The sequence below is a fragment of the Pseudomonas sp. LH1G9 genome, from assembly GCF_002949975.1.
In the GTDB taxonomy this organism is placed as follows: Bacteria; Pseudomonadota; Gammaproteobacteria; order Pseudomonadales; family Pseudomonadaceae; genus Aquipseudomonas; species Aquipseudomonas veronii.
Genome location: NZ_CP026880.1, coordinates 2,382,852 through 2,408,435, shown reverse-complemented (window position 1 = coordinate 2,408,435; position 25,584 = coordinate 2,382,852). Strand labels below are relative to the sequence as shown.

Annotated in this window: 19 protein-coding genes; 8 read left to right on the top strand and 11 right to left on the bottom strand. The window is 61.9% G+C overall.

The window, feature by feature from the left end:
* Nucleotides 1–325 precede the first annotated feature (325 nt).
* Complete coding sequence (locus C5F70_RS11130) at nt 326–5,194, top strand: NAD-glutamate dehydrogenase (RefSeq protein ID WP_104903317.1); 4,869 nt, start codon at nt 326–328, stop codon at nt 5,192–5,194.
* 128 nt (nt 5,195–5,322) lie between these two features.
* On the opposite strand, the gene C5F70_RS11125 is transcribed toward C5F70_RS11130, so the two are convergent.
* The 3 genes from C5F70_RS11125 to C5F70_RS11115 form a co-directional block, all read right to left on the bottom strand.
* Nucleotides 5,323–6,018 (bottom strand): GntR family transcriptional regulator, encoded by a 696-nt coding sequence (locus tag C5F70_RS11125; RefSeq protein WP_017846480.1) that lies wholly within the window; start codon nt 6,016–6,018, stop codon nt 5,323–5,325.
* A gap of 16 nt (nt 6,019–6,034) precedes the next feature.
* The gene (locus tag C5F70_RS11120) at nt 6,035–6,736 is read right to left on the bottom strand and encodes a FadR/GntR family transcriptional regulator (protein WP_017846479.1); all 702 of its coding nucleotides are present in this window, start codon (nt 6,734–6,736) and stop codon (nt 6,035–6,037) included.
* Nucleotides 6,737–6,845: 109 nt separating this feature from the next.
* Complete coding sequence (locus tag C5F70_RS11115; RefSeq protein ID WP_173677810.1) at nt 6,846–8,171, bottom strand: C4-dicarboxylate transporter DctA; 1,326 nt, start codon at nt 8,169–8,171, stop codon at nt 6,846–6,848.
* A 216-nt stretch (nt 8,172–8,387) separates the two neighbouring features.
* Here C5F70_RS11115 and C5F70_RS11105 point away from each other — a divergent pair, with 216 nt between their 5' ends.
* On the top strand, nt 8,388–9,017 hold the full coding sequence (locus tag C5F70_RS11105; protein WP_104903316.1) for a DNA-3-methyladenine glycosylase I: 630 nt from the start codon (nt 8,388–8,390) through the stop codon (nt 9,015–9,017).
* 14 nt (nt 9,018–9,031) lie between these two features.
* Here C5F70_RS11105 and C5F70_RS11100 read toward each other — a convergent pair whose 3' ends face one another.
* The 6 genes from C5F70_RS11100 to C5F70_RS11075 form a co-directional block, all read right to left on the bottom strand.
* The gene (locus C5F70_RS11100; RefSeq protein ID WP_104903315.1) at nt 9,032–9,436 is read right to left on the bottom strand and encodes a cupin domain-containing protein; all 405 of its coding nucleotides are present in this window, start codon (nt 9,434–9,436) and stop codon (nt 9,032–9,034) included.
* Between the two features lie 83 nt (nt 9,437–9,519).
* Nucleotides 9,520–10,953 carry a PLP-dependent aminotransferase family protein gene (locus tag C5F70_RS11095; protein ID WP_046490964.1) on the bottom strand — a complete coding sequence of 478 codons (1,434 nt, stop codon included), beginning with the start codon at nt 10,951–10,953 and terminating at the stop codon, nt 9,520–9,522.
* Between the two features lie 132 nt (nt 10,954–11,085).
* Nucleotides 11,086–11,853 (bottom strand): SDR family oxidoreductase, encoded by a 768-nt coding sequence (locus tag C5F70_RS11090; RefSeq protein ID WP_017846474.1) that lies wholly within the window; start codon nt 11,851–11,853, stop codon nt 11,086–11,088.
* A gap of 31 nt (nt 11,854–11,884) precedes the next feature.
* Nucleotides 11,885–12,952 (bottom strand): phosphotransferase family protein, encoded by a 1,068-nt coding sequence (locus C5F70_RS11085; RefSeq protein ID WP_046383649.1) that lies wholly within the window; start codon nt 12,950–12,952, stop codon nt 11,885–11,887.
* 129 nt (nt 12,953–13,081) lie between these two features.
* Nucleotides 13,082–14,035 (bottom strand): 2-hydroxyacid dehydrogenase, encoded by a 954-nt coding sequence (locus C5F70_RS11080; RefSeq protein ID WP_104903314.1) that lies wholly within the window; start codon nt 14,033–14,035, stop codon nt 13,082–13,084.
* Nucleotides 14,036–14,189: 154 nt separating this feature from the next.
* On the bottom strand, nt 14,190–14,714 hold the full coding sequence (locus C5F70_RS11075; protein WP_104903313.1) for a cysteine hydrolase family protein: 525 nt from the start codon (nt 14,712–14,714) through the stop codon (nt 14,190–14,192).
* Between the two features lie 488 nt (nt 14,715–15,202).
* Between C5F70_RS11075 and C5F70_RS11070 the strand changes: the two genes are divergently transcribed.
* Nucleotides 15,203–16,480, top strand: a complete 1,278-nt coding sequence (locus C5F70_RS11070) for a serine/threonine transporter (RefSeq protein WP_046490971.1) — start codon at nt 15,203–15,205, stop codon at nt 16,478–16,480.
* A gap of 143 nt (nt 16,481–16,623) precedes the next feature.
* The gene (locus C5F70_RS11065) at nt 16,624–18,276 is read left to right on the top strand and encodes a SulP family inorganic anion transporter (protein ID WP_104903312.1); all 1,653 of its coding nucleotides are present in this window, start codon (nt 16,624–16,626) and stop codon (nt 18,274–18,276) included.
* Between the two features lie 51 nt (nt 18,277–18,327).
* On the opposite strand, the gene acnB is transcribed toward C5F70_RS11065, so the two are convergent.
* A complete protein-coding gene (gene acnB / locus C5F70_RS11060; RefSeq protein WP_017846468.1) occupies nt 18,328–20,928 on the bottom strand; it encodes a bifunctional aconitate hydratase 2/2-methylisocitrate dehydratase in 2,601 nt (866 codons plus the stop codon).
* A 396-nt stretch (nt 20,929–21,324) separates the two neighbouring features.
* Between acnB and C5F70_RS11055 the strand changes: the two genes are divergently transcribed.
* On the top strand, nt 21,325–21,795 hold the full coding sequence (locus C5F70_RS11055; protein WP_017846467.1) for a DUF1289 domain-containing protein: 471 nt from the start codon (nt 21,325–21,327) through the stop codon (nt 21,793–21,795).
* Between the two features lie 3 nt (nt 21,796–21,798).
* Here the strand turns inward: C5F70_RS11055 and C5F70_RS11050 are convergent, their stop codons facing one another.
* A complete protein-coding gene (locus C5F70_RS11050; protein WP_017846466.1) occupies nt 21,799–22,662 on the bottom strand; it encodes a universal stress protein in 864 nt (287 codons plus the stop codon).
* A gap of 149 nt (nt 22,663–22,811) precedes the next feature.
* Here C5F70_RS11050 and C5F70_RS11045 point away from each other — a divergent pair, with 149 nt between their 5' ends.
* The 3 genes from C5F70_RS11045 (at nt 22,812) to C5F70_RS11035 (ending at nt 25,571) form a co-directional block, all read left to right on the top strand.
* The gene (locus C5F70_RS11045; protein ID WP_017846465.1) at nt 22,812–23,414 is read left to right on the top strand and encodes a tRNA-(ms[2]io[6]A)-hydroxylase; all 603 of its coding nucleotides are present in this window, start codon (nt 22,812–22,814) and stop codon (nt 23,412–23,414) included.
* Nucleotides 23,415–23,585: 171 nt separating this feature from the next.
* Nucleotides 23,586–24,293, top strand: a complete 708-nt coding sequence (locus tag C5F70_RS11040) for a winged helix-turn-helix domain-containing protein (RefSeq protein WP_017846464.1) — start codon at nt 23,586–23,588, stop codon at nt 24,291–24,293.
* A complete protein-coding gene (locus C5F70_RS11035) occupies nt 24,294–25,571 on the top strand; it encodes an ATP-binding protein (protein WP_017846463.1) in 1,278 nt (425 codons plus the stop codon).
* Nucleotides 25,572–25,584 lie beyond the last annotated feature (13 nt).

Below are 25,584 nucleotides of genomic sequence, written 5' to 3'. Positions count from 1 at the left end.
TTGCCCTTTGTGCAACCCTTCGTTGCCAGCCGATGACCGAATATGTCGCAGCGCCGCAAGCAGCTGTCTTCCTACTCTCGTTAAGCTGCGCAACGGATGTGCTCACTGCTGGGAGCCTGACCTGCCCGTCACACCGTCGCCTGGCAAGGTGTATGTCCAATGGAAGTTGTATGTGACCTGATCGTCTTGTCCAGCTTCACCCACCTGTCACCCTGATTCGTTTATGGTGCTTGTATCGTTACCTGCGAACAGGGCTGACGGTCTCCCCGCAAGGGGATAACACGCGACGCTTCCATCAATAACAAGCCCAAGCGGAGTACCACAGATGGCGTTCTTCACCGCAGCCAGCAAGGCCGACTTCCAGCATCAACTGCAAGCGGCACTGGCGCAGCACATCAGTGAACAGGCACTGCCACAAGTGGCGCTGTTCGCTGAACAATTTTTCGGCATCATTTCCCTGGACGAACTGACCCAACGTCGCCTTTCCGACCTGGCCGGTTGCACCCTGTCTGCCTGGCGCCTGCTTGAGCGCTTCGACCACACCGAACCCCAGGTGCGGGTCTACAACCCCGATTACGAACGTCATGGTTGGCAGTCGACCCACACCGCGGTCGAAGTGCTGCACCATGACCTGCCATTTCTGGTGGACTCGGTGCGTACCGAGCTGAACCGCCGCGGCTACAGCATCCACACCCTGCAAACCACCGTGCTCAGCACGCGCCGTGGCAGCAAGGGCGAATTGCTGGAAATTCTGTCCAAGGGCACCCAGGGCGAAGGCATCCAGCAAGAATCGCTGATGTACCTGGAAATCGACCGCTGCGCCAACGCCGCCGAACTGAACGTGCTGAGCAAAGAGCTGGAGCAGGTACTGGGCGAAGTGCGCGTGGCCGTGGCCGATTTCGAGCCGATGAAAGCCAAGGTCCAGGAACTGCTGGTCGGTATCGACGCCAGCCGGTTCAGCATCGACGGAGAAGAAAAAGCCGAGATCAAGAACTTCCTGGAATGGCTGGTGGGCAACCACTTCACCTTCCTCGGCTATGAAGAGTTCGTGGTACGTGACGAGGCGGACGGTGGTCATATCGAATATGACGCCGGCTCCTTCCTCGGTCTGACCAAGCTGCTGCGCGCCGGCCTTACCGCCGACGACCTGCGCATCGAAGACTACGCCGTGTCCTACCTGCGCGAGCCGACCGTGTTGTCGTTCGCCAAGGCCGCCCACCCGAGCCGCGTGCATCGCCCGGCTTATCCGGACTACGTGTCGATCCGCGAGATCGACGCCGACGGCAAGGTCATCAAGGAATGCCGCTTCATGGGCCTGTACACCTCGTCGGTGTACGGTGAAAGCGTGCGGGTGATTCCTTATATCCGCCGCAAGGTCGCGGAAATCGAACGCCGCTCGGGCTTCCAGGCCAAGGCGCACCTGGGCAAGGAACTGGCGCAGGTGGTCGAAGTACTGCCGCGTGACGACCTGTTCCAGACCCCGGTCGACGAGCTGTTCAGCACCGTGATGTCGATCGTGCAGATCCAGGAACGCAACAAGATCCGCGTGTTCCTGCGCAAAGACCCCTACGGGCGTTTCTGCTACTGCCTGGCCTACGTGCCGCGCGATATCTATTCCACCGAAGTGCGCCAGAAGATCCAGCAAGTGCTGATGGATCGCCTGAAAGCCTCGGACTGCGAATTCTGGACGTTCTTCTCCGAGTCCGTGCTGGCCCGTGTGCAACTGATTCTGCGGGTCGACCCGAAGAACCGCCTGGACATCGACCCGCTGCAACTGGAAAAAGAAGTGGTGCAGGCCTGCCGCAGCTGGCAGGACGACTATTCCAGCCTGGTGGTCGAAAGCTTCGGCGAAGCCCACGGCACCAACGTGCTGGCGGATTTCCCGAAAGGTTTCCCGGCCGGCTACCGCGAGCGTTTTGCTGCGCATTCGGCGGTGGTCGACATGCAGCACTTGCTCAGCCTCACCGAAGCCAACCCGTTGGTGATGAGCTTCTATCAGCCGCTGGGCCAGGCGTCCGGCCAGCGTGAGCTGCATTGCAAGCTCTACCATGCCGACACCCCGCTGGCGCTGTCCGACGTATTGCCGATCCTGGAAAACCTTGGCCTGCGCGTGCTGGGCGAGTTCCCGTACCGCCTGCGTCATGCCAATGGCCGTGAGTTCTGGATCCATGATTTCGCGTTCATTGCCGCCGAAGGCGTGAACCTGGATATCCAGCAGCTCAACGACACCCTGCAGGACGCGTTCGTGCATATCGTCCACGGCGATGCCGAGAACGATGCGTTCAACCGCCTGGTACTCACCGCCGGCCTGCCGTGGCGCGACGTGGCGCTGCTGCGTGCCTACGCGCGTTACATGAAACAGATCCGCCTGGGCTTCGACCTGGGTTACATCGCCAGCACCCTGAACAACCACACCGACATCGCCCGCGAGTTGACCCGGTTGTTCAAGACGCGCTTCTACCTGGCGCGCAAGCTCACCGCCGACGACCTGGAAGACAAGCAGCAACGCCTGGAACAAGCGATCCTCAGCGCCCTGGACGAGGTTCAGGTGCTCAACGAAGACCGCATCCTGCGTCGCTACCTGGACCTGATCAAGGCCACCCTGCGCACCAACTTCTACCAGACCGACGCCAACGGCCAGAACAAGGCGTACTTCAGCTTCAAGTTCGACCCGCGGGCCATTCCCGAGCTGCCCAAGCCAGTGCCGAAGTTTGAAATCTTCGTCTACTCGCCACGGGTCGAGGGTGTCCACCTGCGCTTCGGTAATGTCGCGCGCGGCGGCCTGCGCTGGTCCGACCGTGAAGAAGACTTCCGCACCGAAGTGCTCGGCCTGGTAAAAGCCCAGCAAGTGAAGAACTCGGTGATCGTGCCGGTGGGCGCCAAGGGCGGCTTCCTGCCGCGCCGCTTGCCACTGGGCGGCAGCCGCGACGAGATCGCGGCCGAGGGCATCGCCTGCTACCGCATCTTCATTTCCGGCCTGTTGGATATCACCGACAACCTCAAGGATGGCGCCCTGGTGCCGCCGGTCAACGTCGTGCGGCATGACGGCGATGACCCGTACCTGGTGGTCGCGGCGGACAAGGGCACTGCGACCTTCTCCGACATCGCCAACGGTATCGCCATCGACTACGGCTTCTGGCTCGGCGATGCATTCGCCTCCGGCGGTTCGGCCGGTTACGACCACAAGAAAATGGGCATCACCGCCAAGGGCGCGTGGGTCGGTGTGCAGCGTCACTTCCGTGAGCGCGGCATCAACGTGCAGGAAGACAGCATCACCGTGGTCGGCGTCGGCGACATGGCCGGCGACGTGTTCGGTAACGGCCTGTTGATGTCCGACAAGCTGCAACTGGTCGCGGCCTTCAACCACCTGCATATCTTCATCGACCCGAACCCGAACCCGGCGACCAGCTTCGTCGAGCGTCAGCGCATGTTCGAGCTGCCGCGTTCGGCGTGGAGCGACTACGACACCAGCATCATGTCCGAAGGCGGCGGTATCTTCTCGCGCAGCGCGAAGAGCATTGCCATCTCGGCGCAGATGAAAGAACGCTTCGACATCCAGGCTGACAAACTGACTCCGACCGAACTGCTGAACGCCTTGCTCAAGGCGCCGGTGGACCTGTTGTGGAACGGCGGTATCGGCACTTACGTCAAGGCCAGCACCGAAAGCCATGCCGATGTGGGCGACAAGGCCAACGACGCCCTGCGCGTCAACGGCAACGAGCTGCGCTGCAAGGTGGTGGGCGAGGGCGGTAACCTTGGCATGACCCAACTGGGGCGTGTGGAATTCGGCCTCAATGGCGGCGGTTCGAACACCGACTTCATCGACAACGCCGGCGGCGTGGACTGCTCCGACCACGAAGTGAACATCAAGATCCTGCTCAACGAAGTGGTGCAGGCCGGCGACATGACCGACAAGCAACGCAACCAGTTGCTGGCGAGCATGACCGACGAAGTCGGCAGCCTGGTGTTGGGCAACAATTACAAGCAGACCCAGGCCCTGTCCCTGGCCGCACGCCGTGCCTACGAGCGTGCCGCCGAGTACAAGCGCCTGATGAGCGACCTGGAAAGCCGTGGCAAGCTGGACCGCGCCATCGAGTACCTGCCGACCGAGGAGCAGCTCACCGAGCGCGCCGCCACCGGCAAGGGCCTGACCCGTCCGGAGCTATCGGTGCTGATCTCGTACAGCAAGATCGACCTCAAGGAAGCCCTGCTCAAGTCGCAGGTGCCGGATGACGAGTACCTGACCCGTGACATGGAGACCGCGTTCCCACCGAGCCTGGTGGCCAAGTTCGGCGAGGCGATGCGTCGCCACCGTCTGAAGCGCGAGATCGTCAGCACCCAGATCGCCAACGACCTGGTCAACCACATGGGCATCACCTTTGTGCAGCGGCTCAAAGAGTCGACCGGCATGAGCCCGGCCAACGTGGCGGGCGCCTATGTGATCGTGCGCGACATTTTCCATCTCCCGCACTGGTTCCGTCAGATCGAAGCCCTGGACCATCAGGTCTCCGCCGACGTGCAACTGGAGCTGATGGACGAGCTGATGCGCCTGGGCCGTCGTGCCACGCGCTGGTTCCTGCGCAGCCGTCGCAACGAGCAGGATGCCGGGCGTGACACCGCGCACTTCGGTCCGCACCTGGCCGCACTGGGTCTCAAACTCGACGAACTGCTCGAAGGCCCGACCCGTGAAGGCTGGCAGACCCGTTACCAGGCCTACACCGAAGCCGGCGTACCGGAGTTGTTGGCACGCATGGTTGCAGGCACGACGCACCTGTACACCTTGCTGCCGATCATCGAAGCCGCCGACGTGACCGGGCATGACGCCGCCGAAGTGGCCAAGGCCTACTTCGCCGTCGGCAGCGCCCTGGACTTGCCATGGTACCTGCAGCAGATCAGCGATCTGCCGGTCGCCAACAACTGGCAGGCCCAGGCCCGCGAAGCCTTCCGCGACGACGTGGACTGGCAGCAACGGGCGATCACCATTTCCGTACTGCAAATGGCCGAAGCGCCACAAGACATGGAAGCCCGCGTGGCCCTGTGGCTTGAGCAGCACCAGGACATGGCCGATCGCTGGCGCGCAATGATGGTGGAAATCCGTGCCGCGGTCGGCACGGACTACGCCATGTACGCGGTGGCCAACCGTGAGTTGCTGGACCTGGCGTTGAGCGGTCAGTCGGTGCTGGCATCGGTTTGATCGAGCGGTAAACAACTGTGGGAGGGGGCTTGCTCCCGATAGCGATGGATCAGTCAACACCTGTATGACTGATCCACCACTATCGGGGGCAAGCCCCCTTCTTCATTGTGAGCACCATCGACTTGGGATCAGTGGTGCTTGAGTAGTCGGGTCTCCAGGTGATCCAGGTGCCGGGTCATCAAGTTCACCGCAATGCCAGAGGCCCGTTGCTCGATCGCATCGACAATCGCCACATGCTCCTGCCACGCACAATAGCTGCTGGCTTGCGCCTCGTACTGGGCAATGATCAGCGACGTCAACGGCACCAGGCTGTTGAGAAACTGCGCCAACGGCGCATTCCCCGCCATCGCCGCCAATTGCAGATGAAACTCCCCCGACAAGCGAATCGCCGGCCCACGCTGGTCGCGTTCAATACAATCACGCTCGCGGGCAATCAGCTCGCGCAACTGGCGGATCTGCATCGGTGTGGCCTGGGCGCAGGCCAGTTGTACCACCGTGATCTCCGTCAACCGCCGCGCTTCCAGAATCTGCCGCGTCTGCTGGGCATCCGGTGCGGCTACCTGGGCGCGCTGGTTGGGGCGCAGGATGATCACGTGCTGGTGCGACAACTTGGCCAACACCCGGCGAATCACGCTGCGGCTCACTCCGAAGGTTTGGCCCAGGCTTTCCTCGGTCAACCGGGTGGACGGGGCGATGCGCTGTTCGAGAATGGCGTCGAACAGCCGTGGGTAGATGTCATTCACCGAGGGCTTTTTACCGGCCACCAGGCACATGGCGGGTAGGCCGGTGATGGGCAGGTCGCGTGGCAAGGCGTGGGCGGTCATGGCCGGTCTCCAAAAATCAACTGCCCAGATGGTCGTCCGGGATGGTCAAGCGAATGCCCATGCGCAGGCCTTCCTGGAGGATGTGCTTGCGCATTTCGGCACTGGCCAGGGCGCTGTTCTTGTTGCGGATGGCGCGCACCACGGCATCGTTTTCCTGCAGGCGTTCTGCCAGGTGTTCCGGGGAGTTGCGCAGCACCTGTGCGCTTTGCTTGAGAGCGTTGCTGGTTTGTTGCACCACGTTCTGGAAGATCGGGTTGGAGGTGAGGGCGAACAGTTCTTCGTGGAAGGCAATGTAGGCATTCATCCCGGCTTCGGCGTCGCCAGCGTCGAGGGCTTCGCGCATGTCCATCAGGGTCAGGCGCAGTTGGCCAACCTCTTTGCTGCTGATGGATTGGGCCACCAGGCCGACAATAAACGGTTCGAGGGTGTAGCGCAGTTGCAGGATATCTTCGAGGCTGGCGTCGGCCACGGCGTCACTCGATTGCGCCTCGTTGACGTGGGTTTCGAGCACCACCACGCCTTTGCCGGGCATCGAGCGCACCAGGCCGAGGGTTTCCAGCACGATCACGGCTTCACGCAGGCTGGGGCGGCTGATGCCCAGCTGTTCGGCCAGTTCACGCTGACCGGGCAGCATTTCACCGCGCCGCCACTGGCCCCGCGCCAGGGAGGCGCGGAGTTTTTCTACGACTGAATTGACGACGGTTGAGGGGGTGACCACGTCGATTGCTCCTTGATGTTGCGAATACAATTGCCACAAAGGCGACGATTGAGTGTGGGAGAGAGCAAGCCCCCTCCCACTGGTGATCTGTGTCGCTCATGCCAATGGGTCAGAACTCCTGGTGCGCGGGCACTACCGGCTTTTTAGCCTGGAACGCATAACCCTGCTGGCCGGCGAGTACCTTGTTGGCGCGCTGGATATCGATGTCTTTTTCCCAGCGCGCAATGGCCACGGTGGCGACGCAGTTGCCGATCAGGTTGGTCAATGCACGGCCGATGCCCATGAACCAATCCACCGCCAACACCAGCACCAGGCCGACCACCGGAATCGCCGGGATGGCCGTGAGTGTCGCCGCCAGAATCACCAGCGCCGACCCCGGAATGCCATGGGCGCCCTTGGAGGTGATCAACGATACCAGCAGGATGGTCAGCAAGTCGGTCATCGACAGCGGTGTGCCGGTAGCGTTGGCGATAAACACGATGGCCAGGGTCAGATAGATCGAGAAACCGTCGAGGTTGAACGAATAGCCTGTCGGAATCACCAGGCCCACGGTGGAACTACCGATGCCCAAGTGTTCCAGTTTACGCATGATCTGTGGCAGCACCGCGTCGGACGAGGCGGTGCCCATCACGATCAGCAGCTCTTCGCGCAGGTACTTGAGCAGCGGCAGCATGCGCAGGCCGGACAGGCGCATCACCAGGCCGAGGATCACCCCGACAAACATAAAGCAGGTCAGGTAGAACAGGCCTACCAGGCTGCCCAGGTGCTGCAGTGAGTCCAGGCCGTAGGTGCTGGTGGTAAAGGCGATCGCGCCGAACACGCCGATCGGCGCCAGGCGCACGATCATGCCCATGATGCGGAAGATCACGTGACTCAGCTCGTTGATCAGCCGCGAAATGCCCGACGCCGCTTCACCCACCAGGTTCAAGGCGCTGCCGAACAGCACCGAGAACAGCAGCACTTGCAGCACGTTGTTGTCGGCAAACGCACCGATCACCGAGTTGGGGATCAGGTCCATCAGGAACTGGCTGGTGCCCTTGATGTGTTGGCCCTTGTCGGCCAGTTCATGCAAGCCGGCGGAGGACAATTGCTCCAGGTGGATATTCGCACCGCTGCCGATGCCGGTGCTGAAGGCCATGAGCAGGCCGATCACCAGGGCGACGGTGGTCAGCACTTCGAAATAGATCACCGACTTGAGGCCGATGCGCCCGACCTTTTTCAAGTCGCCGGCGCCGGAGATACCGCTGACCACCACGCAGAACACGATCAGGCCAATCAACATCTTGATCAGTTTGATGAAACCATCACCCAGGGGTTTGAGTTGCGAGGAGAATTCGGGAAGGGCCAAGCCGCAGAGGATGCCGAGCATCAGACCGATCACGACTTGCAGGAAAATCGAACGCGAGCACCATCTGAACATGGGAGGGATCTCTATTCGGTGCCCTGGTGGGTCCAGGGCTTAATTGTTGTGGTCATACCGGTAAGTCCAGTGCGTGGCCAGTCTACGCTGGGTTTTTTCCAGGTCACAAGTGATTTTCGCGGCTTGTCCGGTTGCGGTCTGACCAGTTGCTCTGCGAGGGCGGTGCTTGAGCGGTTGACGGGGCGCAAATTTTTTCGCTTATCATCCGCCGCTGAGTACGCGAGGTGACGGATGGACAAACCAGGACTGAGCACCAACGACGCAGGGCTGACCCATTGCAGTTGGCGTACCGCTGCGCCGGAATATCCGCATTACCACGACCATGAATGGGGCGTGCCGGTGGCGGATGATATTCAGTTGTACGAGAAGATTTGCCTGGAGGGGTTTCAGGCGGGGATGGCCTGGATCACCATCCTGCGCAAGCGCGAGCATTTTCGGCGGGCGTTCGACGGTTTTGATTTCCGCCGTGTGGCGCAGTACGGCGAAGCGGATATCGAACGCCTGATGGCTGACCCTAGCATTGTGCGCAACCGCGCGAAGATCGTCTCGACCCTCAACAATGCGCGCAGGGCGTGCGAGTTGGTGGCGGAAAGCGGTTCGTTGGCGAAATGGCTATGGTCGTTCGAACCGACGCCAGACGAGCGCCCGGCGCGGGTGGATCTGGCGTATTGGAGCGCCAACCCGACGTCACCGGCTTCGGTGCGCTTGTCGAAGGCCTTGAAGAAACGCGGGTGGACCTACGTGGGGCCGACCACGATGTATGCGTTGATGCAGGCGACGGGGATGGTCAATGACCATCTTGAAGGTTGTGCCTGCCGCGAGCCGATTGAAGCACTGCGCCGTCGATTCAATCGCCCTTGAGTCTCGCAGCGGTGCTATTCGTGCGCCAGAGGGGTGAGCACCTCAGCCTTGTCATCCAGCACCATCACCACCAGCAGTTTCGCCGGTCGGGTCTGGCTGGCATTGCTCGACTCGAAGTGCCGCGAGCCCGGCGGTTCGTAGAATGACTGACCGGCCGTGTAGGTGATCGCCGGTTCATCGTTGACCCGCGACGTGATCGCGCCCTCCAGCACGTAAGCCACGGCAGTGCCGGTATGGCTGTGGGGCACGGTGGCCTGGCCCGCGGCGTAATCGACGCTCAGCATGATGGTTTTCTTGCCGGGCACGTTGCTCAGGGCGTGCTCTTGCAGAACCTTGATCGACTCCTGGTTGTACACCGGTTCATGGGCGAAGGCACTGAACGAGGCCAGTATCAGGGCGGTTGCGAGTGAGCGTTTCATGGCGAGTTTCCGAGTCGTTCGAGAGGTCTTCACCCTACGCCGCGTGCTCCCGCCGACCAATGACCAATCCAGCCGAAAAACCTCTAGCCAATCTGCTGGAGAATGTCGCGCACCTTGTCCAGGGCCGGGTCGATGTCCAGGGTTTCGATCGCGCCGAAACCGATGATCAGGCCCGGGCGTACCGGCGTGTCATGAAAAAACACGTCGAGCGGGTACAGGCCCACGTCGACCTGGCGTGCCAGCTGCATCAACAACGCAATATTCACCGGCACCTTGCACAGGGCCGCCATATGAAAGCCGGCCACGGTGGGCACCGCTTCGAACCACGGCGCCAGGTCGCCCGCCAGGCGCTGCAGGATGCGCTCGCGGCGCCCGGCATACACGCTGTGGCAGCGGCGAATATGCTTGAGCAGATAGCCTTCGCTGATGAACTTGGCCAACGCCCATTGCGGCAAGGTGGAGCTGTGTTGATCGGTCAATTGCTTGGCCTTGAGCACCGCGCCATAAAGGGCTGGCGGCAGTACCGCATAGCCCAGGCGCAACTCCGGCAGCAGGGTTTTGGAGAAGGTGCCGACGTAAGTCACCACGCCTCGGGTGTCCATGTTTTGCAGGGAGTCGGTGGGACGGCCTTCGTAGCGGAATTCGCTGTCGTAGTCGTCTTCGATAACCATCGCCCCCAGCTCGAACGCACGGGCCAGCAGGGCTTCACGGCGTGCCTGGCTCATGGGCATGCCGAGGGGGAACTGGTGGGACGGTGTCACATAGATCAGCCGCGCACCGTCGGGGATCCGCTCGACCTGAATGCCCTGATCGTCGACGGGCACCCCGATGACGTTTGCCCCCATCGCCATGAACAACTGGCGCGCCGGGGTGTAGCCGGGGTCTTCCATGGCGACGATGCTGCCCGGCTCCAGCACGACGCGGGCGATCAGGTCGAGAGCCTGCTGCGCGCCGTTGGTGACCACGATGTCGTCGGCGCTGCATTTGACCCCACGGGAAAACGCAATGTGCCCGGCGATGGCGCTGCGCAACGCCGGCAGGCCTTCGGTCTGGCTGTAGAGGCCACTGTTCTGGGCAATACGGCGCAGGGCGTCCTGGGTGCAGCGTCGCCATTCGTCCTGGGGGAATTGGTGGCGGCTGGTGGCGCCGCCGAGGAATTCGTAGCGCAGGGCACTGTCGCGCGTGGGGTGATGCATGGGTGAGGGCAGTGCCTGCCACTTCGCCAGGTTGGCGGCGCAGGCCAGGTCGGTGGCGGTTTGCAGGCGTTCGGTCGGCGGAGTGCGGCTGTTGACGAACGTGCCGCGTCCGATCTTGCCCACCAGCAGGCCTTCGTAGGTCAGGGTGGCGTAGGTGTCGGACACGGTCTTGCGTGACACGCCCAGTTGCGCGGCCAGCAGGCGGCTGGGCGGCAGTTGCGCCCCGGCGGCCAGGCGGCCGGAGTCGATGGCTTCGCGCAGTTGCTGGTAAAGCTGTTCGGCCAGGTCCTTGCGGCCGTTGATGATCACGTGCAGTTCCATGTTTTTCCTGAGGGGCTGAGTCGGTCCAAGACTACTCGCTGGCGACGTTTGCTCCAAAGGGGCTGTATGACAACGCGATAAAAAAAGTGGGAGCGGGCCTGCTCCCACCTGCGGATTGTGCTGCTTATGTGGTCAGGACAGGAAACCACCGTCCACGTTCAGCGACACCCCAGTGGTGTAGCTGGATGCATCGCTGGCCAGGTACAGCACTGCGCCGGCCATCTCGCTCGGGTCCGCTACGCGCTTGAGCGGGATCTGCGCCAGGGCCATTTTCAGGATCGCGTCGTTCTTCACCAGCGCCGAGGCGAACTTGGTGTCGGTCAGGCCTGGCAGCAGGGCGTTGCAGCGGATGCCGAATTCGGCGCATTCCTTGGCGAACACCTTGGTCATGTTGATCACCGCGGCCTTGGTCACCGAGTAGATGCCCTGGAACACGCCCGGCGAGATGCCGTTGATCGAGGCCACGTTGATGATGCTGCCGCCGCCGTTTTCGCGCATCAGCTTGCCGGCTTCCACCGACATGAAGAAGTAGCCGCGAATATTCACATCCACGGTTTTCTGGAAGGCGCCCAGGTCGGTGTCCAGCACGTTGCAGAATTGCGGGTTGGTCGCGGCGTTGTTGACTAGGATGTCCAGGCGGCCGAACTGCTCGCGGATGCCGGCGAAGACCTGGCTGATCTGCTCCATTTCACCGATATGGCAGGCAACCGCAGTGGCCTTGCCGCCGTCGGCGATGATCGCATCCGCTACGTGCTGGCAGCCTTCCAGCTTACGGCTGGACACGATCACGTGGGCGCCTTGCTGGGCCAGCAACTTGGCGATGGCCTCACCGATGCCACGGCTGGCGCCGGAGACAAAAGCGATCTTGCCGTCGAGGTCGAACAGGTTGGTCTTGGACATGGGGGTTCCTTGTGGGTCTTGGCTCGGTCGATCAGAGGGCGGATTTGCCGATGACATTCAGGCTCATCTGCTCCAGCAGCTTGTTCATCTGAATGAACTGCGCAAAGCGTTTGTCCTGGGTCTGTCCATGGAAAAAACGGTAGTAGATCTGCTGCACGATGCCGGCCAGGCGGAACAGGCCGTAGGTGTAGTAGAAGTCGAAATTGTCGATCTCAAGGCCGGCGCGCTCGGCGTAATAGTCGACGAACTGGCGACGCGTGAGCATGCCCGGTGCGTTGCTCGGCTGGCGGCGCATCAGTTGCACGGGCGCCGGGTCGGCGGCTTCGATCCAGTAGGCGAGGGTGTTGCCCAGGTCCATCAGTGGGTCGCCGAGGGTGGTCAACTCCCAGTCCAGCACGCCGATGATCTGCATCGGGTTGTGCGGGTCGAGGATCACGTTGTCGAAGCGGTAGTCGTTATGCACGATGCTGGAAGTGGGATGGTCGGCCGGCATCTTGTCGTTGAGCCAGGCGCGCACGGCCTCCCAGCGAGGTGCGTCGGGGGTCAGGGCTTTTTCGTAGCGGTCGCTCCAGCCGCGGATCTGGCGTTCCACGTACCCCTCGGGCTTGCCCAGGTCGGCCAGGCCGCAGGCGTTGTAGTCCACTTGGTGCAGTTCGACGAACTTGTCGATAAAGCTTTTGCACAGCGCTTCGGTCCTGCTCGCGTCCAGGCCCAGTTCGGCCGGCAGGTCGGAGCGCAGGATGATGCCGTTGACGCGCTCCATCACATAGAACTCGGCGCCGATCACCGATTCATCGGTGCAATGCACGTAGGCCTTGGGGCAGTAGGGAAAGCCGTCTTTCAGTTGATTGAGAATGCGGAACTCGCGGCCCATGTCATGGGCGGATTTGGCCTTGTGCCCGAACGGCGGGCGGCGCAGCACGAATTCCTGGCCCGGGTATTCCAGCAGGTAGGTCAGGTTGGACGCGCCGCCGGGGAACTGGCTGATCTTGAGCGTGCCGCTCAGGCCCGGGATATGGGCCTTGAGGTAGGGATCGATCAGGCTGGCATCAAGTTCTTCGCCTGGGCGGATCTGGGTCGATTGGTCGTTCAGCGCCATGCTTATCCCTTCTGCTTATTCTAAAGGCCTCGGACTATTGGCTAATCTAATGCGCCCAGCCGCCCGGCCACAAGGTCGGGGCGGCTTAATAGGTTCGCGTGTTGGATGATGATCAGCGTGCCTGATCGGTCATTTTTCGGGCGGGGGCAAGGCGACTGGCGTCAGCACCGACCGGCCGGCGAAGTACTCCAGCAGGTTGTCGGCCACCCGCTGCACCGTATCGTGCGCGGCTTCCGGCGACAGCCCGGCCACATGGGAGGTCAGCACGGTATTGCTCAGGCGCTTGAGGGCATCGGGCACCTTGGGCTCGTCGTCGAACACATCCAGTGCCGCGCCGCCGATACGCCGCTGTTCCAGGGCGGCGACCAGGTCGGCGGTCACCACCACGCTGCCACGGCCGATATTCACCAGGTAGCCGTTCGGCCCCAATGCATCCAGGGCATGCCGATCGATCAAGTGGCGCGTGCCCGGGCCGCCGGGCGTGGCCAGGATCAGGAAGTCCGAGGTGTGTGCCAGCTCCACGGCGGTCGAGCAATAGATGTAGTCCACGTCATCGCGCGGCTGGCGGTTGTGGTAACTCACCTGCATGCCGAACCCGAGGGCGGCGCGCTTGGCGATCTCCAGGCCCACCGCGCCGAGGCCGAGAATCCCCAGTTGCTTGCCGCCCAGGGAAGGGCGCATCACTTTGGGCCACTCGCCGTGGCGCACTGCCGCGTCCGTTTGCGGAATGCCGCGCACCAATGACAGCAGCAAGGCCATGGCATGGTCCGCCACCGAAGGCGCGTTCACCCCGGCGCCGTTGGTCACCACGATTCCGCGGTTGCTTGCCGCCTGCAGGTCGACATGCTCATAGCCGGCACCGATCACGCAGATGATCTCCAGCAATGGCAGCGCGGCGATTTCTTCGGCATACAGGCCCAGCGGGCCACGCGTCAGTACGGCCTTGATCTGCCCGCCGTGGGCCTTGATGGCCTGGGCGCGTTCGGCGGGCGTCGGTGCCAGGATCACATGAAAGTCATTGCTTTCGATGATGGGCAGGTATTCGTTGATGGTTTCGACCAGGACCAGAACAGTGGTTGTCATCGGACGGCTCTTCCTGAAGGTTTTGAGAGCAAGAGTATGCGGGATTTGTCAGCAAAATCGCTTTGCCGTGGCAGAAAAATCGTCGTAGGGCCGAGCTTGCAGGTGTTGAGGGCGACGCGCGCCCAGCAAGCTCGTGCCTACGGTATTTGCGTTGTCAGAAACTGATCGCGGCGGCGCTCACGCGTTGCACAAACGCCCCGGCCAACGTGGCATTGTGATGTTCGATGATCGCCGCCGCCGACAGCGTTGCAGTGTCCATGCAGGTGTGGCCGTCTTCGGGCAGTATCACCGAGAACCCCAGTTCGACTGCGACGCGGCAAGTGGTATCGATGCAGAACTGGGTTTTCATCCCGACAATCACCAGCTCATTGAGCTGCATCGCGCGCAGTCGCTGCGCCAGATCGGTGCCGAGGAAACAACTGGGCCGGGTTTTATTGAAGAACTGGTCACGCGCCTCATCGACATCCAGCTCGTGCCACACCTGCCAATACGGGCTGCCCGCAGCAATCGCGGAGCCCGCCGGGCCTGTGTGGCGGGCGACGAAGATCGGTGCGCCGGCGTGGCGGGCGCGCCCGATCAGTTGGTTGATGGTCTGCAGCACCCGTTCGCGTTCGAAGGGGTGGTCCGGGCCAGCGTACAGGCCGGTTTGCATATCGATGATCAGCAGGGCGTCAGCCATGGTGTTGCTCCTTTCGCGTGCCGGATGGCGGCGCAATAAAAAAGGCCCCGTCCATTGCTGGCGGGGCCTTGGGTTGAATCCGTGAGGTGTCTAGTTCAAGCACCCACAGCAACCGCACGACCCGCCGGAAGCGGTCGTGGTGGTGGTGCGGGTGAGGTGCTGCTGAAAAAGGTTCATGGCCGATCATGCTGGGGCATAAGTTTGGCTGTCAAGCGTTGCAGGCAACTTCTTATAAGGCGTGACGATGTTTCGGGCATCCACAAGGGACTCGTCTGACACGCGACTACCCAGGGGGCTCTTCACGCCAAGCGCGCAAAAAAATAGCCGACAACCTCGTCCTTGAGCCTCTGCACCGCTTAACCATTCCTCAGCTAAGCCTTTGCTTATTTAAAAGAATCCCGGACAATCGCGCCCCTGTTATAGCCGGGGCGCTGCCTGTCAGGTTTTTCTGACTCGTGCCGGCTGTGGAAATGCGGAGATCCGACTGGATGAATGATCAGGCCAATAGCGTCGACGAACGCTATGTCACGACACCTGTAATCCTTACAAGCTGGAGCCGTCAGGACACCACCTGGATGCTTGGCTTGTTTGGCACGGCGATTGGTGCCGGCACTTTGTTTCTACCTATCAACGCCGGCCTCGGCGGCTTCTGGCCGCTGGTGATCCTGGCGCTGCTGGCCTTCCCGATGACGTTCTTTGCCCACCGTGGCCTGACGCGTTTCGTGCTGTCCGGCCGTGAAGGTTCCGACATCACCGACGTGGTCGAAGAGCATTTCGGCGTCAAGGCTGGCGCGCTGATCACCTTGCTGTACTTCCTGGCGATTTTCCCGATCCTGCTGATCTACAGCGTGGCGCTGACCAATACCGTCGGCAGCTTCATGGAGCACCAGTTGCACATCATGCCGCCGCCACGGGCGATCCTGGCGTTTGTGCTGATCCTCGGCCTGCTGGCCGTGGTGCGTTGCGGTGAGCAGGCGATCGTCAAGGCCATGAGCCTGATGGTGTACCCGTTCATCGTCGCCTTGCTGTTCCTGGCGGTGTACCTGATCCCGCACTGGAACGGCGGCATCCTCAGCACCGCCAACGTGGTCCCGGCGCCTTCGGCGTTGCTCAACACCTTGTGGCTGGCGATTCCGGTGATGGTGTTCTCGTTCAACCATTCGCCGATCATCTCGGCCTTTGCGGTGGACCAGAAGCGCCAGTACGGCGCGCATGCCGATGAGCGCAGTTCGCAGATCCTGTCGCGCGCGCACCTGTTGATGGTTGCGATGGTGCTGTTCTTCGTGTTCAGTTGCGTGCTGACCCTGTCGCCGGCGCAACTGGCTGAAGCGAAAGCACAGAACCTGTCGATCCTGTCGTACCTGGCCAACCACTTCGACAACCGGACCATCGCCTTCGCCGCGCCGCTGATTGCGTTCGTGGCGATTGCCAAGTCGTTCCTGGGCCATTACATCGGCGCCAGTGAAGGCCTCAAGGGCCTGGTCGCGAAAACCGGCCGGCGTCCGGCACCGAAGACCCTGGACCGCATGACCGCCTCCTTCATGTTGGTGGTGTGCTGGATCGTCGCCACGCTCAATCCGAGCATCCTTCGCATGATCGAGACATTGGGCGGGCCGATCATTGCGTCGATCCTGTTCCTGATGCCGATGTACGCGATCCGCAAGGTGCCGGCGATGGCCAAGTACCGCGGGCAGGCGTCCAACGTGTTTGTCACGGCGGTCGGCCTGGTGGCGATTACTGCGCTGATTTACTCGCTGCTCTCCTGACCGCACGCTGCACCGAACAGGGCCGATTCGCACGCGTGGCGAGTCGGCCTTTTTTTCGCTCGGAAAACCTGACGCGGCGCAACCGTCGCGCGGCAATGGGCGCTAAGCTGGAACACATTTTTAGCCAGGATGGATGGGGCCGATTGAAAACTGAAACCGATACGCCCGTTGTCGTTGCGTCGAAGCGAACCCAGGACATAATTGCCGGCTTATCGATTGCCGGTTTGCTGTTGCCGGAGGCGGTGGCCTATTCCAGCATTGCCGCGCTCCCGCCCCAGGCCGGTGTGATTGCCTTGTTTGCCGGGCTGGTGTGCTACGGCCTGTTCGGCACCAGCCGTTTCGCGATCGTCTCGGCGACTTCGTCGTCGGCAGCGGTGTTGGCGGCGGCAACGGCCAGCCTGGCGGGGGATGACCCGGCGCTGAGGCTGTCCCTGGCCTTCGGGCTGGTGCTGATCATTGGCGTGTTTTTTCTGCTGGCCGGGCTGTTCAAGCTCGGTGGCGTCACTTCGTTTATTGCCAAGCCAGTGTTGCGTGGGTTTGCCTTCGGGCTGGCGTTGACCATCATCCTCAAGCAACTGGCCAGTGTGGTGGGCGTCCAACTGACCGATAACAACCTGATCCGCTTCCTGCCGCAGTTGCTGGAGCAGCTGCCGCACTGGAACTGGCCCGCCGCGCTGGTGGCTGCGGTGGCCTTGCTGGTGTTGTGGTTATGCGCCCGCGTTCCGCGCCTGCCCGGCGGGCTGGTGGTGATCGTGCTCGGCGTTATTGCCGGCCAGAGCCTGAACCTGCAGGCCCACGGCGTCGCGCTGATCGGCCTGATCGACCTGCGCCTGGAGCTGGGGCATTTGCCGGTACTGCCGTTTGCCGATTGGCTGCGCCTGGGTGAGTTGGCGTTTGCGTTGGTCATGATTTTGTACGCAGAGTCCTACGGGTCCATCAGTTCGTTCGCTCTCAAGCACGGCGACCGGGTGTCGTCCAACCGCGACTTGCTGGCGCTGGGCGCGGCCAACCTGGTGTCTGGGTTGTTCCACGGCATGCCGACGGGCGCCGGGTATTCGGCGACCTCGGCGAATGAGGCGGCTGGCGCCTATTCGCGTTTGGCGGGGATCGTCGCGGCGCTGGTGATCCTGGCGATTGTGTTGACGGTGCTGCCGTATGTTGCGCTCACGCCGGAGCCGGTGTTGGCGGCGGTGGTCATCTATGCCCTGGGCCGGGGTTTGAGCCTGCAGCCCCTGGGGCGTTACTTCCTGTGGCGACGCGACCGTTTGCTGGTGGTGTGTGCGGTGGCGGCGGTGCTGGTGCTCGGCGTGCTGGATGGTTTGTTGTTGTCGGTCGGGATCAGCGTGGTGTTGATGTTGCGCCAGATGTCGGCGGCGGATATCCAGGTGCTTGGGCGCCTGGGCGACACTCATGACTTCGTGGACCGTCAACACCATGCCGATGCGCTGACCGTTCCCGGCGTGTTGATCATACGGCCAAGCGAGGCGCTGTTTTTTGCGAATGCCGAGCGCATCCTCGGCGCCGCTCTGCGCCTGATGCGTCAGTCATCCGCGCAGACGGTGGTGTTGAGCCTGGAAGAGTCCCCCGACCTCGACGGCACCAGCGTCGAAGCGCTGGCCGCTTTTTTTGCCCAGGTGCGCGGGGAGGGCAAGCAATTGGTGCTGGCGCGGGTGCGCCATGACGCCCATGAAGTCTTGCAGGCGCTGCCCGAGGCCCAGGCGCCCGAGGTGTTGCTCAGCGGCTTGAGCGTCGATGGTGCGGTGCAACTGGCGTTGCACAGCCATCCCCAGGCATAAAAAAACGCCGCGTATCTTGCGATACGCGGCGTCCTTTACATCAACACACCCTTAGGCTTGCAGCACCGGGATGTTGGCGTTTGCAGCGCTTTCACGGAACTCGGCGATCTGATCGAAACTCAGGTAGCGATACACATCGCTGGCCATGGTGTTGATCTTCGCGGCGTATTCCATGTACTCCTCGACGGTCGGCAGGCGACCCAGGATCGAAGCCACCGACGCCAGCTCGGCCGAAGCCAGGTAGACGTTGGCGCCATCGCCCAGACGGTTCGGGAAGTTACGGGTCGAAGTCGACACGACGGTCGAATTCGGTTCTACACGTGCCTGGTTACCCATGCACAGCGAGCAGCCCGGCATTTCCATGCGCGCGCCAGCCTTGCCGTAGATGCCGTAGTAGCCTTCTTCGGTCAGTTGGTGAGCGTCCATCTTGGTCGGCGGCGACAGCCACAGACGGGTTGGCAGCTGACCCTTGACCTGATCCAGCAGTTTACCGGCAGCGCGGAAGTGACCGATGTTGGTCATGCACGAACCGATGAACACTTCGTCGATCTTCTCGCCAGCAACGCTGGACAGCAGACGGGCGTCGTCCGGGTCGTTTGGCGCGCAGAGCACAGGCTCCTTGATGTCGGCCAGGTCGATCTCGATGATTTCGGCGTATTCCGCGTCGGCATCGGCCACCATCAGCTCCGGGTTGGCAACCCAGGCTTCCATCGCTTGGGCGCGACGTTCCAGGGTACGTGCATCGCCGTAGCCTTCGCCGATCATCCAGCGCAGCAGGGTGATGTTGGAGTTCAGGTACTCGGTGATCGACTCTTTCGACAGCTTGATGGTGCAACCGGCAGCCGAACGTTCAGCCGAGGCGTCGGACAGCTCGAAAGCTTGTTCGATGCTCAGGTTGTCCAGGCCTTCGATTTCCAGGATGCGGCCGGAGAAGGCGTTCTTCTTGCCTTTCTTCTCTACGGTCAGCAGGCCAGCCTGGATCGCGTAGTAAGGAATGGCATGAACCAGGTCACGCAGGGTGATGCCAGGTTGCATTTTGCCTTTGAAGCGCACCAGGATCGATTCCGGCATGTCCAGTGGCATCACGCCAGTGGCTGCGGCGAACGCTACCAGGCCGGAACCGGCCGGGAACGAAATGCCCATCGGGAAACGGGTGTGGGAGTCACCACCGGTGCCGACGGTGTCCGGCAGCAGCATGCGGTTCAGCCAGCTGTGGATGATGCCGTCGCCTGGGCGCAGCGACACGCCGCCACGAGTCATGATGAAGTCAGGCAGGGTGTGGTGGGTGGTCACGTCGATCGGCTTAGGATACGCCGCGGTGTGGCAGAAAGACTGCATCACCAGATCGGTCGAGAAGCCCAGGCACGCCAGGTCTTTCAGTTCGTCACGGGTCATAGGACCGGTGGTGTCCTGGGAACCCACGGTGGTCATCTTAGGCTCGCAGTAGGTGCCTGGACGAACGCCAGTCACGCCGCATGCCTTGCCGACCATCTTCTGCGCCAGGGTGAAACCCTTGGTGCTTTCGGCCGGAGCTTCCGGCTTCTTGAACAGGTCGGACGGTGGCAGACCCAGTTCGGCACGCGCCTTCTCGGTCAGGCCACGGCCGATGATCAGCGGGATACGGCCGCCGGCACGGACTTCGTCCAACAGCACCGGGGTCTTCATTTCGAAGGTGGTCAGGACTTCATCGGTACCGTGCTTGCAGACTTTGCCAGCATGCGGGTACAGGTCGATCACGTCGCCCATGTTCATGTTGGTGACGTCGAATTCGATCGGCAGTGCGCCAGCATCTTCCATGGTGTTGTAGAAGATCGGAGCGATCTTGCTGCCGAAGCAGAAGCCGCCAGCACGCTTGTTCGGCACGTAAGGAACGTCGTCGCCGAAGAACCACAGTACGGAGTTGGTTGCCGATTTACGCGACGAACCGGTACCGACCACGTCACCGACATAGGCGATCGGGAAGCCTTGACCGCGCATTTCTTCGATCTGCTTCATCGGGCCGGTCTTGCCTTGCTCGTCCGGCACGATGCCGTCGCGAGCCATTTTCAGCATGGCCAGGGCGTGCAGCGGGATGTCAGGGCGGGACCAGGCGTCCGGCGCAGGCGACAGGTCGTCGGTGTTGGTTTCGCCGGAGACCTTGAACACGCGCAGGCTGATCTTGTCGGCCAGGGTCGGACGGTTCTTGAACCACTCGCCGTCGGCCCAGGACTGGATCACGGCCTTGGCGTGTGCGTTGCCGGCCTTGGCTTTTTCAGCCACGTCGTGGAACGCATCGAACATCAGCAGGGTGTGCTTGAGTTGAGCGGCGGCAACAGGCGCCAGTTCGGCGTTGTCGAGCAGCTCGACCAGGGTCACGATGTTGTAGCCGCCTTGCATGGTGCCAAGCAGTTCAACGGCGCGTTTCTTGTCGATCAGGGGAGAAGTGGCTTCGCCCTTGGCCAGGGCAGACAGGAAACCGGCTTTGACGTAGGCAGCTTCGTCAACGCCTGGTGGAATGCGGTTGGTGATCAGGTCAACGAGGAATTCTTCTTCGCCAGCCGGGGGATTTTTCAGCAGCTCGACCAGGCCTGCGGTTTGTTCGGCATTAAGCGGCTGGGGAACAATACCCAGGGCTGCACGCTCTTCGATATGTTTGCGGTAGGCTTCAAGCACAGTTATTACCCTCATCAGTGGTCCCACGGGACGCTCATCCAGAAATGAACGGCACGCATGCGCTCGGGGGCTTTTTGGGCCGCAAAGCCAGCGCTGCCGACATTCCTCACAGAAGCTGCTTTCAAAGTTTTACGCCTGCAGAACGGAGCTGATGAGGGTTGGCGCTGGCTTGACCTGCCGGGTCATTGACCATCGCCAACACCGTTCTGAAGGAACGACTGTGCTCGTGACGCTTTGAAAACAGCTTCCAGCGGATTATTGGCGCCTTATAAGGCCGGATGATTCTACGGCAAAAAAATTCTAAACGTAAGTTGCCAAGCCAAGTTTGCTGGGTGATCAACCTTAGACAAAGGGCTAACATGGCGCCCTGTTTCGCTGATTTGCGTGTTGCCGCCCATGTCCAACCAAGCCATCAAGACCCCCTGCGTAGGCCTGTGCTCCACGGTTTACGGTGACCTCGTGTGTCGCGGCTGCAAGCGTTTCCACCACGAAGTGATCCAGTGGAACGGCTATAACGAAGAAGAAAAACGTGCGGTGTGGCTGCGGCTCGAGCAACTGTTGGTGCAGGTCATGGCCGGCAAGCTGGAGGTTTTCGACCCCAAGACTCTGCGCAGCCAGCTGGAGCAACGCAAGATCCGCTTTGTGCCGCACCAGTCCGAGTACTGCTGGGCCTACCAGTTGATCGCCCGCGGGGCACGGGTGATTTCCAACCTGGAGGCCTATGGCATGGTGCTGCTGCCGGAGTTCCGCGAGTGGAACCTGCCGCAGCTGCGCGATGCCATCGACCGTGAGTTTTTCATCCTGTCCGAGGCGCACTACCAGCGCTATATCGCGCCGGGGTTTCTCAAGGATGTGTTGGGCGCCTGACGATCAGGCTTTGTTGGCCAGCTTTTCCAGTTGATCCGTCAGTGCCTGGGGCTTGAGCACCAGCACGTCGCTTTCCAGCGCATCGAGCACCACTTCCGCCGTATTGCCGATCAGCGCGCCGGTCAGCCCGGTGCGCGCCACGGTGCCGATGATCGTCACTGCGGCTTTCAAGGTGTAGGCGGCATGGGGAATCAGCACATCCGCCGGGCCTTCTTCGATATGCAGGTGGGCGTCGTCGATATCGAACGTGGCCTGGAATGCCTTGCACTGCTCGCGATAACGCGCCTCGATGGTTTCCTTGAGCTGAAACACCGGGTCGCCGGCCGAGAGCATTGGCGATGGATGGGCGCTGATGACATGCAGTGACGCCTTGGCCAGGCTGGCGATGTCGAAGCCGTAGTCGATGATCATGTGGTGCAGCGCACGATGCTCGGTGTCGGTATTGCCTACATCGATGGCGGCGAGAATGACGCCGTCGTTCCATGGCGTTGCTGTCTTGACCAGCAGCACCGGCACCGGGCAGTAGCGCAACAGCTTCCAGTCGGCCGGGGTCAGGAGCGCCTTTTTCAGCGGGCTGTCGGGGTAGTGCTGCTTGATCACCAGGCCACAGCCTTCGGCCTGCTGCACCTCGATGATGGTTTCATGCAGGCTGGTATTCCACGCCTGTTCGGTGGTGACGCTGTAGCCGTCTTCGGTCAGGCCGGACTTGAGCAGGCTCAACAGCGCCGAATGCTCATGTTTCTTGTCGCACACCAGCAGGTGCAGGCGCGCGCCGGTGGTCCCGGCGATCAGTTTGGCGCGTTTGAGGGCCAGGCTTTCCGAATGCTCGGGCTCAAGGACCACCAGGATGCTGCGGATGGCTTGCATGATCGGGACTCTCCAGAAAGGGGGCGTTGAACAACTATAGTTGCTGCCCGCCAGACGTCATGTTGATGCACATCAAGGCCAGCGGCTGGTGGTCTGCGGCGCGGTCGGTATAATCGGCGACCTTTTGTGATCCTTTGCCCGTGAGCCCGATGAACCTGCCCGAAATCCACGAATTCCTCGGTTGCCCCACCCCTGACGCCTGGGTCCAGGCCGCGTTGGCCGATCAGGAAACCCTGCTGATCGACCACAAGAACTGCGAATTCAAGGCCGCCAGCACTGCCTTGAGCCTGATCGCTAAGTATCACAGCCATGTCGACTTGATCAATATGATGTCGCGCCTGGCCCGGGAAGAGCTGGTCCATCACGAACAGGTCATGCGCCTGATGAAGAAGCGCAAGGTCGCGCTGCGTCAGTTGCACGCCGGGCGTTATGCCTCGGGCTTGCGCAAGGTGGTGCGCAGCCACGAGCCGGTCAAACTGGTGGACACCCTGGTGGTCGGCGCCTTTATCGAGGCGCGCAGTTGCGAGCGTTTCGAGGCGCTGGTGCCACATTTGGACGAAGAACTCGGCAAGTTCTACTTCGGCCTGCTCAAAAGCGAGGCGCGGCACTACCAGGGTTACTTGAAACTGGCTTATCAGTATGGCGAGGCCAAGGATATTGCCCAGGTGATCGAGCGGGTGAGGGCGGCCGAGCAGGAACTGATCGAGTCCCCCGACGTCGAGTTCCGCTTTCACAGTGGCGTGCCAGCCTGAGGCGACGGCTGCGCATACAACGCTCGGTGACGGCGTTAAAAATTGCAGGCTATTTGTTAAAAACTCTTAAAAGCATGAAGCTTCATCGCGTGTGGCCGGCCAAGCGCTGCCGGCGGGCAACTTGCCACCTATAATGCGCGCACTTCAATCCGCGTTGTGCACTGAGAACTTATGGAAAACCTGGGGCTGGGCAAGGTATTGCTCGTTGAGGACGATGAGAAGCTGGCAGGGCTGATCGCGCACTTTCTGGCACAGCACGGTTTTGAGGTACGGGCGGTGCATCGCGGTGATGCGGCCTTGGCGGCCTTTCTTGACTTCAAGCCCAAGATTGTCGTGCTCGACCTGATGCTGCCGGGCCAGAGCGGCTTGCATGTGTGTCGCGCGATTCGCGCGGTGTCCGACACGCCGATCGTGATCCTCACCGCCAAGGAAGACGACCTGGACCACATTCTCGGCCTGGAGTCCGGCGCCGACGACTATGTGATCAAACCGATCAAACCGCCGGTGCTGCTGGCCCGCCTGCGAGCGTTGCAACGGCGCCAGGCGCCGGAGCCGACGGTGCGCGGCGCCATCGAGTTCGGGCGCCTGGTCATTGACCGCAGTTGCCGGGTGGTCAGCCTGGGCGGCGAGAAGATCGACCTCACCACCATGGAGTTCGAACTGTTGTGGTTGCTGGCCAGCAGCGCCGGCAAGATCCTCTCGCGCGATGACATCCTCAACCGCATGCGCGGCATCGCCTTTGATGGCCTGAACCGCAGCGTCGACGTGTACATCAGCAAACTGCGCGGCAAGCTCAACGATAACCCCCGTGAGCCGGTGTGCATCAAGACTATCTGGGGCAAGGGTTATCTGTTCAATCCGTTTGCGTGGGAGGTCTAGATGCTGCGCCTGTTTCTACGCCTGTATGTGATTCTGGCCCTGGGCCTGGCGGGAGCGATCTGGCTGGTCAACTACACGTTCGACGAGTTGCTGCCCGAAACCGACGAAACCTATAGCCGCGAGGCCGTGCGCGGCCCGGCCTATGGCCTGGTCGAACAACTGCGGCCGCATGTCGGCGAAGCGCGGCAAGCCCGCTTGGCCGAATTGCAACCCCATTACGGGCTGCACCTGAAGCTGGTTGAAAGCGAAGCCCTGGGGCTGTCCGAGCGTGAAAAAAAGCTGCTGGACGACGGCTTGCTGGTGGTGCGCGGGGACTTCAAGGAGTTCCTCTCCCGCATCGACAGTGGCATGCAGTTGCTGGAAATCAAACTGCCGGAAGAACCCAAATGGATGTACATGTGGGTCTACGGCTTTCTCGGACTGTGCCTGGCTATCGTGCTGTATTTTTGGGTGCGCCCGCATTGGCGCGACCTGGAGCATATCCGCCTGGCCGCCCAGCGCTTCGGCGATAACGACCTCGGCTCGCGCATCCTGCTGCCGCGTCGCTCCACCGTGCGCGAACTGGCCGGGCACTTCAACCAGATGGCCGAACGCATCGAGAGCCTGATCGCCAACCAGCGTGAGTTGACCAACGCGGTCTCCCACGAACTGCGCACGCCCATCGCGCGCCTGTCGTTCGAGCTCGACCAGCTCAAACAACAGGCCGATCCCCGGCAGAGCCTCGCACTGATCACCGACATGTATGCCGACCTTGGCGAGTTGGAGGAAATGGTCTCTGAATTGTTGACCTACGCCAGCCTGGAGCGCGGCGCCACCCAGGTCACGCAGGAAAATATCGAGGCCCACAGCTGGCTCGACAGTGTGATCGGCAGCGTGGCCCTGGAGGCCGAGGCGGAAGGCGTGCAGTTGTCCTTGCGTACCTGTGAAGTCGACGTTATCCAGATCGAACCGCGCTTCATGGCGCGTGCGGTGATCAACCTGCTGCGCAACGCCATTCGTTACGCCGACCGCCGCGTGGAAGTGTCGCTGGTCAAGTTCGGCAGTGGTTATGAAGTGCGGGTCTGCGATGACGGCCCCGGCATCCCCGAGGAAGGCCGGGCGAAGATCTTCCAGCCGTTCATCCGCCTCGACGCCAGCCGCGACCGCCGCACCGGCGGCTTCGGCCTCGGCCTGGCGCTGGTGCAACGGGTTTGCCAATGGCATGGCGGGCAGGTCCAAGTAGTCGATTCGGAGTGGGGCGGGGCGTCGTTTCGGATGAGTTGGGCGTATACCGAATAAGGTTTTTTGGGCG

Excerpts from the sequence above, each read along its gene's own strand:
- C5F70_RS11040 (WP_017846464.1), top strand. The coding sequence starts at position 23,586 with ATGGAAAACCTGGGGCTGGGCAAGGTATTGCTCGTTGAGGACGATGAG.
- C5F70_RS11050 (WP_017846466.1), bottom strand. The coding sequence starts at position 22,662 with ATGCAAGCCATCCGCAGCATCCTGGTGGTCCTTGAGCCCGAGCATTCG.
- C5F70_RS11095 (WP_046490964.1), bottom strand. The coding sequence starts at position 10,953 with ATGGAACTGCACGTGATCATCAACGGCCGCAAGGACCTGGCCGAACAG.
- C5F70_RS11075 (WP_104903313.1), bottom strand. The coding sequence starts at position 14,714 with ATGGCTGACGCCCTGCTGATCATCGATATGCAAACCGGCCTGTACGCT.
- C5F70_RS11130 (WP_104903317.1), top strand. The coding sequence starts at position 326 with ATGGCGTTCTTCACCGCAGCCAGCAAGGCCGACTTCCAGCATCAACTG.
- C5F70_RS11085 (WP_046383649.1), bottom strand. The coding sequence starts at position 12,952 with ATGGCGCTGAACGACCAATCGACCCAGATCCGCCCAGGCGAAGAACTT.
- C5F70_RS11125 (WP_017846480.1), bottom strand. The coding sequence starts at position 6,018 with ATGACCGCCCACGCCTTGCCACGCGACCTGCCCATCACCGGCCTACCC.
- C5F70_RS11055 (WP_017846467.1), top strand. The coding sequence starts at position 21,325 with ATGTCCAACCAAGCCATCAAGACCCCCTGCGTAGGCCTGTGCTCCACG.
- C5F70_RS11070 (WP_046490971.1), top strand. The coding sequence starts at position 15,203 with ATGAATGATCAGGCCAATAGCGTCGACGAACGCTATGTCACGACACCT.
- C5F70_RS11035 (WP_017846463.1), top strand. The coding sequence starts at position 24,294 with ATGCTGCGCCTGTTTCTACGCCTGTATGTGATTCTGGCCCTGGGCCTG.
- C5F70_RS11105 (WP_104903316.1), top strand. The coding sequence starts at position 8,388 with ATGGACAAACCAGGACTGAGCACCAACGACGCAGGGCTGACCCATTGC.
- C5F70_RS11100 (WP_104903315.1), bottom strand. The coding sequence starts at position 9,436 with ATGAAACGCTCACTCGCAACCGCCCTGATACTGGCCTCGTTCAGTGCC.
- C5F70_RS11045 (WP_017846465.1), top strand. The coding sequence starts at position 22,812 with ATGAACCTGCCCGAAATCCACGAATTCCTCGGTTGCCCCACCCCTGAC.
- C5F70_RS11090 (WP_017846474.1), bottom strand. The coding sequence starts at position 11,853 with ATGTCCAAGACCAACCTGTTCGACCTCGACGGCAAGATCGCTTTTGTC.
- C5F70_RS11080 (WP_104903314.1), bottom strand. The coding sequence starts at position 14,035 with ATGACAACCACTGTTCTGGTCCTGGTCGAAACCATCAACGAATACCTG.